Origin of the sequence: Streptomyces sparsogenes (genome assembly GCF_001704635.1) — a bacterium.
Classification (GTDB): Bacteria; Actinomycetota; Actinomycetes; order Streptomycetales; family Streptomycetaceae; genus Streptomyces; species Streptomyces sparsogenes.
In genome coordinates, this window is sequence record NZ_MAXF01000271.1 from 1 (window position 1) to 572 (window position 572).

1 protein-coding gene is annotated in these 572 nt (G+C 72.7%); it reads left to right on the top strand.

The window, feature by feature from the left end; all coding sequences use genetic code 11:
* Positions 1 to 92: 92 nt before the first annotated feature.
* On the top strand, positions 93 to 572 hold a 480-nt coding region (locus BBH68_RS38820; RefSeq protein ID WP_065968592.1), incomplete at its 3' end, for a hypothetical protein.

Here is a 572-nt window from a genome sequence, read left to right on the forward strand (position 1 = left end):
ACCCGCGAAGTACGGGACTAGCCAGACGGCGGCCCCGCCCCCGGCCAGCCCCCGCCGCGAGGCGGGGTCGCCCCGCACCTCTGGGAGCCCCCGTGACAACCCCGACCCCACCCCCGCCCGACCACTGGCACTGCTACCGCTGGACCGGCGACCGGCGCACCTACGACGACGAGTCCGCACGCAGACCCCCCCACCTCGTCGTCCACACCATCCCGCCCCAGCAGTGGAAACAGATCGCCGCCGCCAGCCCCGCCTTCACGGCCAGCGACGTACCCCCGCTCGAAGTACCCCACTGGCTGCTGCGCCCCGCCCGAATGATCAAGGCCACCTTCCAGGAGCCGGACAAAGCCTCCGCCTGGTACCGCGACCAGGTCACCGAACTGACCCCCGCCTTCATGACCGGCCACGACAAGGACCCCGCGCGCCAAGCCGACTGGCAGGCCGCAGCAGAAGACCGGCTCAACTGGGGCGGAGACGTCGTCGGCGGGTGGTACCTGCGCGGGACCGGATTCGCCTCCGTCCAGGTCGTCGCCTGCAGCGCGAACCGGATCCGGCCGACCATCCCCTGCCCG